9 protein-coding genes are annotated in these 8,656 nt (G+C 69.8%); 6 read left to right on the top strand and 3 right to left on the bottom strand.

All coding sequences use genetic code 11. The annotated features are described in order from the left end of the window. Window positions 1-31 precede the first annotated feature (31 nt). Window positions 32-793, bottom strand: coding sequence for a thioesterase II family protein (locus BJ998_RS12460; RefSeq protein WP_184861346.1), 762 nt, complete (start codon window positions 791-793; stop codon window positions 32-34). Window positions 794-1,102: 309 nt separating this feature from the next. Here BJ998_RS12460 and BJ998_RS12455 point away from each other — a divergent pair, with 309 nt between their 5' ends. Continuing rightward, window positions 1,103-1,768, top strand: coding sequence for a response regulator transcription factor (locus BJ998_RS12455; protein WP_184861344.1), 666 nt, complete (start codon window positions 1,103-1,105; stop codon window positions 1,766-1,768). A gap of 209 nt (window positions 1,769-1,977) precedes the next feature. Here BJ998_RS12455 and BJ998_RS12450 read toward each other — a convergent pair whose 3' ends face one another. Continuing rightward, window positions 1,978-3,390 (bottom strand): class I adenylate-forming enzyme family protein, encoded by a 1,413-nt coding sequence (locus BJ998_RS12450; RefSeq protein ID WP_184861342.1) that lies wholly within the window; start codon window positions 3,388-3,390, stop codon window positions 1,978-1,980. Between the two features lie 323 nt (window positions 3,391-3,713). Here BJ998_RS12450 and rfbB point away from each other — a divergent pair, with 323 nt between their 5' ends. From rfbB to BJ998_RS12425, 5 genes are all read left to right on the top strand, one after another. Beyond that, window positions 3,714-4,715, top strand: a complete 1,002-nt coding sequence (rfbB, locus tag BJ998_RS12445) for a dTDP-glucose 4,6-dehydratase (protein ID WP_184861340.1) — start codon at window positions 3,714-3,716, stop codon at window positions 4,713-4,715. Between the two features lie 2 nt (window positions 4,716-4,717). Next, the gene (locus BJ998_RS12440; protein WP_184868614.1) at window positions 4,718-5,638 is read left to right on the top strand and encodes an NAD-dependent epimerase/dehydratase family protein; all 921 of its coding nucleotides are present in this window, start codon (window positions 4,718-4,720) and stop codon (window positions 5,636-5,638) included. A gap of 134 nt (window positions 5,639-5,772) precedes the next feature. Continuing rightward, entirely contained in the window at window positions 5,773-6,378 is a 606-nt protein-coding gene (locus BJ998_RS12435; protein ID WP_184861338.1) for a hypothetical protein, read from the top strand. 116 nt (window positions 6,379-6,494) lie between these two features. Further along, window positions 6,495-7,127, top strand: a complete 633-nt coding sequence (locus BJ998_RS12430) for an RNA polymerase sigma factor (protein WP_184861336.1) — start codon at window positions 6,495-6,497, stop codon at window positions 7,125-7,127. Further along, entirely contained in the window at window positions 7,124-7,816 is a 693-nt protein-coding gene (locus tag BJ998_RS12425) for a hypothetical protein (RefSeq protein WP_184861334.1), read from the top strand. The genes BJ998_RS12430 and BJ998_RS12425 overlap by 4 nt, the downstream gene beginning before the upstream one ends. Here the strand turns inward: BJ998_RS12425 and BJ998_RS12420 are convergent. Continuing rightward, complete coding sequence (locus BJ998_RS12420) at window positions 7,813-8,646, bottom strand: class I SAM-dependent methyltransferase (RefSeq protein WP_312890071.1); 834 nt, start codon at window positions 8,644-8,646, stop codon at window positions 7,813-7,815. The genes BJ998_RS12425 and BJ998_RS12420 overlap by 4 nt on opposite strands. Window positions 8,647-8,656 lie beyond the last annotated feature (10 nt).

The following is an 8,656-nucleotide window of genomic DNA, read 5'->3' as shown; positions in this document are numbered from 1 at the left end:
GTCCCCGGTCGAAAGGCCGGGGACGAAGCCGTTACGGAGCGGCCCTCAGCACCAGACGGTCGAAGACGGCGTCGGCGAATTCACGCTCGCTGTCGGAAATGACGTAGCTGCCGCCGGGGAAGATCTGGAACTCGAATTCACCCGTGCTGAGCTCGTTCCACGCCCGGACGTCCGACAAAGTGACGGTGGTGTCGCTGTCGCCGGCGAGCGCCACGATCGGGCAGGACAATGTCGGACCCGGCCCGTAGCTGTAGGTGCCGATGCTCTTGTAGTCGCCGCGGATGGCGTCCATATTCGCGCTGATCAGGTCACGGTCGACCGCGTCGACGAGATCGCCGCCGCTCAGCTCGCGCAGCTCGTCCACGATGCCGTTGTCGTCGAGCAGGTGGACGTGGCTCTGGCGGTGTTTGTGCGGCGCCACGCTGCCGGAGACGAACAGCACCACCGGCGCCGACGCGCTCAGCTCCAGCTGCCGGGCGAGCTCGAACGCCACGATCGCCCCCATGCCGTGTCCCAGCAGCGCCAGCGGCACGTCGGTCCACTTCGACAGCTGGGGACCGATCTCGTCGGCCAGCTCGGAGATGGCTTCCGCGCATTTCTCGGCCCCGCGGTCCTGCCGTCCCGGATACTGGACCGACAGCACCTCGATGGAGGGCGAAAGCGATTCCGAGAGCGTACTGTAGAAACTGGCCGACGATCCGACGGGAGGCAGGCAGGCCAGTCGGAATTGACTGTCGCCCGTGCTGTGGAAGCGTCTGAAACAGCCGTCGGCCTCGGGTGCGGATCCGGTCATTGTTCTACCTGACTCCTGCTGTCCCGGCCGGCAATCCGTACGTCCGCGCTTCGTTTTCAGAACTTTACACGACGGGTGTACGGCTTGGCTGGCCCGCCCGGTTGAGATTGGGTGGACACCCGGGTGGATTCCGGATGGAGACACGGCGCTATTCGATGTTCATTGTGTTGTGATTCCCGGCCCCTATCACCCGTTCGAGCTAATGTATTGCCGTGGCCCCTGTCCCGGAACCGACCCTGTGACTGCGCCGTTCGCGCTAGCCTGAGCGGGCGGACGCGGGGTGGAGACGACGAAGGTGAGAGTTGCCCGGTGAGCAGTGACGACGTGCGAGTGGTGATCGCCGATGACCAGTCCGCACTGCGCGAGGGGCTCGTGCTGCTGGTCAACACGCTGCCGGGCATCACGGTCGTCGGCGACGCGGCCGACGGGGTGGCGGCCGTGGAGGCGGTCGCCGAACTGCGCCCCAACGTCGTCCTGATGGACATCGGCATGCCCCGCAGCGACGGGGTGGAGGCCACCCGCCGGATCCGCGAGGCCTACCAGGACACGCAGGTGGTCGTGCTGACCACGTTCGCCGACGACGACACCATCGTGCGGGCGCTGGACGCCGGCGCGCTGGGCTTCCTGACCAAGTCGGCGACCCGGGACGAGATCGGCCGCGCCGTGCACGCCGCCGCGGCCGGCCAGGCGCTGCTGGACCCGAACGTGCACCGCCGGCTGCTGATGGCGGCCACCAAGCCCGCCGCGCCCGGCCCCGAGACGCCCGCGCCGGCCAAGGGCAACGAGCTGACGCCGCGCGAGGCCGAGGTGCTGCGCCTGGTCGCGATGGGCCGCAGCAACCGGGAGATCGCCCGCGCGCTGTTCGTCGGCGAGGCGACGGTGAAGACGCACATCAACCGGATCTTCGCCAAGACCGGCAGCCGGGACCGGTCGCAGGCCATCCGCTACGCGCACAGCCACGGCTACACGTCCTGACCCGCGAATCCGGCCCGCCCCAGGGGGACGGGCCGGATGGCTGTGAGTGGTCGGCGAGCGGGCCGGCTGGTTGTGGGGTGGCCCGCTTCCTGATCGGTGAGCGGGCCGGCTGGCTGTGGGTGGCCGGCTTCGACGATCGGTGAGCGGGCCGGTCGGATGCCGGTGGCCCGCTTCCCGATCGGAGAGCGGGCCAGTCGCCGGCGCGGTGCTCAGGCGGCCAGTTCGGCGGCCAGCTTCTCCATCTTCTGCCGGTCCGGCTTGCCGTTGCGGTTGAGCGGGAACGCGCCGAGCACGTGCACCCGGTTGGGCTGCTCCCACGCCGGCAGCACGTCGTTGATCACGGCCCGCCAGTGCGCGGCGTCGCGGTCGTGGTCGTCCTCGACGAAGAACACCAACTGGCAGCCGCGGCGGTCGTCGGGCAGCGCGATCACCTTGGCCGAACAGCCGTGCGCGGCCACCTTGTTCTCGATGATCTCCGGGAACAGCGTGTACCCGTTGCGGTGCACGGCCAGCTTGCGGCCGACCACGAACAGGTTGTCGTCGGCGTCCAGGTAGCCGAAGTCGTTGGTGGCGTACCAACCCTGCTCGACCGGGGCGAGCACGCCGTCCGGACCGAGGTAGCCGGCCATCATGTCCGGGCAGTCCACCAGCAGCTCGCCGATCTCGCCCGCCCGCACGGTGTTGCCGTCCTCGTCGACGACCCGCAGCCGCAGCCCGGCCATCACACGCCCGCAGCCGACGGGGTTCTCCGTGGTGGCGAAGGCGAGGTTGCCCAGCTCGGTGCTGCCGTAGCTGTCCAGCAGCGGCAGCCCGAACGTCTGCACGTACGAGTCGACCAGCGCCGGCGGCAGCGGCGCGGCGCCGCTGCAGAACATCCGAACGGTGCTCAGGTCCTCGGCCGCCTCCGGCCGCTTGGTGACGATGTTGAGCATGCTGCGGTACGTCGCCGGCGTCGCGTCGACCACGGTCGCCCCGCACTGGCCGGCCATCCGCAGCGCCTTGTCCAGCCGCCGGTACGGGGCGATGACCAGCGAACACCGGGCCAGCCAGGCGATCAGCACCATCGACAGGCCGTACTGGTGGTTGAACGGCAGCAGCGGCAGCAGCACGTCGTCGGCTCGGTGGCCGACCTGGTCGGCGTTGCGCCGCAGGTTGTCGAGGAACCGGCCGCCGTTCTTCACCACGCCCTTGGGCTCGCCGGTCGACCCCGACGACCACATCACCAGGCCGTCCGGCTGGTCCCGCCAGGTGTCGAAGTCCAGCGCGGACTCGGTCGCCGGCCTGGCGGTCGCGGCCACCAGCAGCTCGTAGAGGTACACGGGGTTCTCGCCGTCCGGCAGGGGCGCGTCGTCGTCGACCAGCGTCACCTTGACGGCGGCCTGCTCGCAGATCCGCCGCGTCTGCTCGGCCCGCTCCTGGTGGTCCACCAGCACGATCGAGGCGCCGAGATGCATCAACCCGAACAGGCCGGCCAGGTAGCCCGGGGAATTGCCGGCCTTGAGCAGCACCCGCACCCCGGGGCCGACGCCGCGCTCGCGCAGCGCGTCGGCGACGCCGAGCGCGGTGCGCTCGAATTCCGCAAAGGTTTCCACCGAGTCGGCCGCGAAGAGCTTTGCCGCCATCGCTCAACCAGCTTTCCGTGAGGCAATGAAAGATAGGAATGTGCAGGCAACGAGGCTATTGACGGCCGGGTTGTCCCGGTAACCCCTGCTCGCCCCTAGCGGCCGGCAACTGGGCCCGGCGACCCCGTTCACGTGCGGTGATCGGCCGTGTCGATTCGGTCATGGTCCCGGTATAGGGGTCGATAGGAGTGTCGGTGACGCCGGGATTCTCTGGTATCAAATACTCGGATGTGACGACTTTCATTGTGACAACTGGAGTCGTTCGCGCGGGACGCTGGTTGGGGAACCGGGCACCGCTCATCGGTCCATAGGGGAGTAACCAAATGAAAATGTTGGTCACCGGCGGCGCCGGGTTCATCGGATCGAACTTCGTTCGGCACACGCTGCGCAATCGGCCCGAGTACGAACTCGTCGTGCTCGACGCGCTCGTGGTGCCGCACTACCACAACAACCTCGATGACGTGGCGGACCGAATCGTCTTCCGCCGCGGCGACGTGTGCGACGTCGACTTCGTCACGGATCTGGTCGACGAGCAGGGCGTCGAGGTGATCGTGCACTTCGCGGCCGAAAGTCATAACGACAACGCCTACTTATATCCGAGTCGATTCGCCCGGACCAATGTATTAGGCACGGTGGCGCTGCTTGAACTGATCGGCGACCGTGGCATCCGGCTGCACCACGTGTCAACCGACGAGGTTTTCGGCCAGCTCGAACTGGGCGAGGACCGCAGATTCACGCCGGACGGCGAGTACCGGCCGCGGAACTACTACAGTTCGAGCAAGGCCGGCGCCGACCATTTCGTCCGTGCCGCGTGGAACCAGTTCCAGCTGCCGGTGACGATCTCGCAGTGCGCCAACAACTACGGCCCGTACCAGCACGTCGAGAAGTTCATCCCGCGCACGATCACCGGCGTGCTCACCGACATCCCGCCGCACCTGCACGGCTCCGGCCGGCACGTGCGGGACTGGATCCACGTCGACGACCACTGCTCGGCCATCCACGCGATGCTCGACCGCGGCCGGCTCGGCGAGACCTACCTGGTCGGCGCGGACAACGAGGTGGGGACCTACGAGGTCATGCAGATGATCCTCGAACTCACCGGCCGGCCGCTGGACTGGTACGAGCACGTGGCCGAGCGGCCGTGCAACGACATGCGCTACGGCAGCGACTCCAGCAAGCTGCGGGCCGAGTGCGGGTGGCGGCCCGAGCACACCGACTTCCGGCAGGACATGGCCGAGCTCATCGACTGGTACCGCGGCAACGAGCCGTGGTGGGCCGAGATGAAGGCCATCACCGAGAAGAAGTACCTCGAGATGGGGCTGTGACCATGCGCGTACTCGTCACCGGGGCGGCCGGGTTCGTCGGACGGGCGGTCGTGCGCCGGCTGTGCCGTGCGGGCCACGATGTGGTCGCGCTCGTGCACCGGACCACGGCCGAGTTCCCGGCGGAATGCCAGGTGCGGACGGCGGATCTGCACGATCTCGACGACGTGGTGGCCGATGTGGACGGTGTCTGCCACCTCGCCGGGGCAACCCGGGTACGCGACTCCTTCGCCGCGCCGGTGGAGTACTTCCACACCAATGTCACCGGAACCCTCGCGCTGCTGGCCGCACTCGACCGGGTGCGGCCGGCAGCGCGGCTGGTGTTCGCCTCCACGGCGGCGGTGTACGGCTCGTCGGCGGTGCAACCCATTTCCGAGGCCGCCGCTCCGAATCCGCAGAGTCCTTACGCCGCCTCCAAGCACGCCGCCGAGGCCGCCGTGCACTGGCAGTCCGCCACCGGTCGGCTCGGCGCGATCACCCTGCGGGCGTTCAACATCGCCGGCCCCGGCGACACCGACCTGACCCGGCTCATTCCCAAGCTCATCGCCGTCTCCGCCGGCCAGGCGCCGTTCCTGGAGATCAACGGCGACGGCGCCGCCGTCCGCGACTTCCTGCACGTCGACGACTTCGCCGCCGCCATCGACGCCGCCCTGGCCGCCTGCCGCCTCGGCGAGCACCGCATCTACAACGTCAGCGGCACCCGCGCCAGCATCGCCGACGTCGTCCGCACCGCCCGCGCGGTCACCGGCGTCGACATCGAGGTGCGGCATCGCCCGCCGCAGCCCGAACCGTCCATTGTGGTCGGCGACAGCGCCCGGATCAGGTCCGAGCTGGGCTGGCGACCGTGGTCCTCGACGCTGACACGCATCATCGCCGACGCCTGGGAGGCGCACGTCCCGCTGGCCACCATGGGCGCTCCGCGCTGACCGGATTGACCCTCCTGTAACGGGAGGGCTGATCACCGACCCCGAGGGCAACGAGTTCGACCTGGTCTCGGCGGTCTGACCGGGCACCGGCCGCCAGACGCAACGCCGCCGCGACGGCCGGGAACACACCGGGCATGAACACCAAGAAGCTGACTCTGTCCCTGGCCGCGACGGCCGCGCTCGGCGTGCTCGCCGTGGGCGGCGCGGTGGCCTTCGCCGCCGTCCCGAACACCACCGTCCAGGCGGCCGGACCCCAGACCGTCGCCACCGGCGACGCGAAGATCGCCAAGGAGTGCGTCGCCGCCGGCCAGGACGTGCCCGACCCGGCCGGTTGGCGGCCCGGCGCCCGGATCGACGTCGACGCGCAGCACGGTTTCCTCGTGATCCGCGACGACAAGAACGCGGCGGTCTGCGTCATCGAGAACGGCAAGGGCACCGGCATCATGGGGGGCGACATCGACTCCCGCCACGCGTACGGCAACCTCACCGCGGCGCGTCCGTTCGACTACCTCTCCTCGATGAACTACACGACCGAGTCGATCCACTTCGGAATCGCGACCAAGGACGTGACCGGCGTTTCCCTGGTCGGGCCGGACCACTCCGTGGCCGCCGGCATCGTGAAGGACGGCACGTTCATCGTGAAGACGAAGTTCGCCGAGGACAGCAACCAGCACACCACCAACCACGTTCGAGCGACCCTCGGCAACGGGCAGGTCATCGCCGGCCCGTTCCGCGGCTAGACTCCGACCCGGCCGTGCCGCACACCCGCGGCGCGGCCGGGGCCTCGTCCCGACGGACACGCAACACCGTCGGGGCGGCCGGGAACATACCCGGTGTGAGGACGGCTGGAGAGTGTGTGCGGCGACCGGAGACGCCGGCCGAACGGGGCGGTGACGACCCTTCGCCGTGTGCTGACCAGACGCTGTGGGAGCAGGCCGCGAGCGGGGACCGCGCCGCGTTCGGCGAGCTGTACCGCCGGCACGCCGAGGCCGTGTGGAACTACGCCTACCGGCTGACCGGATCGTGGTCGGTGGCCGAGGACCTCACGTCCTCGACGTTCCTCGCCGCGTGGCGGAAACTGTCCGACATGACGCTGGTCAACGCGAGTGCGCGGCCGTGGCTGTTCACCGTGGCCAGCAACCTGGCCCGGCACGAGTTCCGCCGGGCGGGCCGGTTCTCCCGGCTGCTGACGCGGGTCCCGCTCAACGACACCGCGCGCGACCACGCCGACGACGTGGCCGACCAGATCGACGCGGACCGGCGGTTGCGAGTGGTGCTCGACGCCGTCGACAAGCTGCCCAAGGGCGAGCGGCAGGCCGTCGAGCTGTGCCTGCTCGGTGAGCTGTCCACCGGGGAAGCCGCCCAGGCGCTGGGCATCGCCGAGGTCAGTGTGCGGGCGCGCATCTCCCGGGCCCGCAGCCGGCTGCGCGGTCTGCTGGGCGGCAGCGGCGCGGACATCGACACGACTGCCCTGGGGGAGGGGCGATGAACGAGATTCCGGAGCTGCCGGAGCGGCGGCGGATGCCCGAGGCCCTGCGAGACCGGATGTGGGCCGAGATCGAGCCGCGGCTGGAGGCGCCCAGCCGGTTCAAGGCGATGCGCGCGCCGCTGGCGGTCGCCGCCTCCGTGGTGGTGCTCGCGCTCGGCGTCGTGTTCGCGCTGCCGCTGCTCCGTGGCCGGGACGCGACTCCCGCCGCCGGCGGCTCCGAGGCCCAGCTGGTCCAGCAATGCCTCGCGGCCGCCAGCAACGTGCCCAACGCCGGCCGTTGGCGGCCGGGCGCCCGGCTCAACCTCGACGCCGACCACGGTTTCCTGATGATCCGCGACGACAAGACCGCCGCCGCCTGCGTCATCGAGAACGGCAAGGCCACCGGCGTCATCGGCAACGAGATCGGCCAGGACGACCGCTACGGCAAGCTCACCCCCGGCCGGCCGTTCGACTACCTCACGTCCATGAACTACGAGACCGAGTCCATCCACTTCGGCATCGCCGCCGCCGACGTGGCCGCCGTGGTGCTGGTCGCCCCGGACAACTCCGACTCGCCCGGCGTCCTGCGTGACGGCACCTTCATCGTGCGGACCAAGGTTCCCGAGAACAGCAACCAGGTCACCACCAACTACGTTCGTGCGACGCTGACCAACGGGCACGACGTCACGGGTCCGCTCCGCCCCAACTAGCGGCTTGCCTTGAGCGCGTACAGGGTCGGCACGTGAGGCATGTCGTCGCCGGTCCGCCACCAGCCGTAGTCCGTCCTGACCATCCCCGGCCAACGCGGGAACGGCAGGACATCCGGCTCGGTCAGGTGGTCGATCCTCAGTCCCGCCCGGGAAAGCGCCGTCACGACCTCGCCCAGGCTGTGCGGCCACTCGTAGTGCACGGTGTCGCCCGCGAGCGGGGGACCGTCGGTGTAGGTGTGGCTGCTGTCCCGCTCGACCGGCCCGCGGCCTTCCAGATAGTCGTGGCGGACGGTCAGATCCACCGGTTCGCCGGGGCGGGCCGTCAGCCCGAAAGCGCTGAGCAGCGGGTGGAATTCGACGAGATACAGAAAGCCGCGGGGCCGCAGCAGGCCCGTCACGACCTCGGCCCAGCGGGCGAGGTCGGGTAGGTAGCACAGCGCGCCCTTGCCGGTGTAGACGACGTCGAAACGGTTGCCGCCGAGGGCGTCGATCGCGTCGTACACGTCGGCCCGCACGTACGAGACGTCGAGATTCTCGTGGCGGGCGGCGATGTCGGCCTGCTCCACGGCCCGGGCCGAGAAGTCCAGGCCGACCGTGCGGGCGCCGGCCTTGGCCAGGCCCATGGTCTCCACGCCCAGGTGGCACTGCAGGTGGGCGACGTCCTTGCCGGCCAGGGATCCCAGCGCGTCCCACTCGAACGGCAGGATCCACTCCAGCGGATCGCGCCGGCCGAGGGCGTAGAAGTCGCTGCGAACGTGGATGGGGGTTCGGGCGTCCCAGTTCCGCTCGTTGAGCGCCATCCGCCGCTGGGTCTCGGTGTCGAAAGCCACGAACCAGGCG

It is taken from the genome of Kutzneria kofuensis (genome assembly GCF_014203355.1).
GTDB classification, from domain to species: Bacteria; Actinomycetota; Actinomycetes; order Mycobacteriales; family Pseudonocardiaceae; genus Kutzneria; species Kutzneria kofuensis.
Note: the sequence above shows the minus strand (reverse complement) of the source record. Positions and strands in the feature narration are given on the sequence as shown.

Excerpts from the sequence above, each read along its gene's own strand:
- BJ998_RS12460 (WP_184861346.1), bottom strand. The coding sequence starts at position 793 with ATGACCGGATCCGCACCCGAGGCCGACGGCTGTTTCAGACGCTTCCAC.
- BJ998_RS12450 (WP_184861342.1), bottom strand. The coding sequence starts at position 3,390 with ATGGCGGCAAAGCTCTTCGCGGCCGACTCGGTGGAAACCTTTGCGGAA.
- rfbB (WP_184861340.1), top strand. The coding sequence starts at position 3,714 with ATGAAAATGTTGGTCACCGGCGGCGCCGGGTTCATCGGATCGAACTTC.
- BJ998_RS12440 (WP_184868614.1), top strand. The coding sequence starts at position 4,718 with ATGCGCGTACTCGTCACCGGGGCGGCCGGGTTCGTCGGACGGGCGGTC.
- BJ998_RS12435 (WP_184861338.1), top strand. The coding sequence starts at position 5,773 with ATGAACACCAAGAAGCTGACTCTGTCCCTGGCCGCGACGGCCGCGCTC.
- BJ998_RS12425 (WP_184861334.1), top strand. The coding sequence starts at position 7,124 with ATGAACGAGATTCCGGAGCTGCCGGAGCGGCGGCGGATGCCCGAGGCC.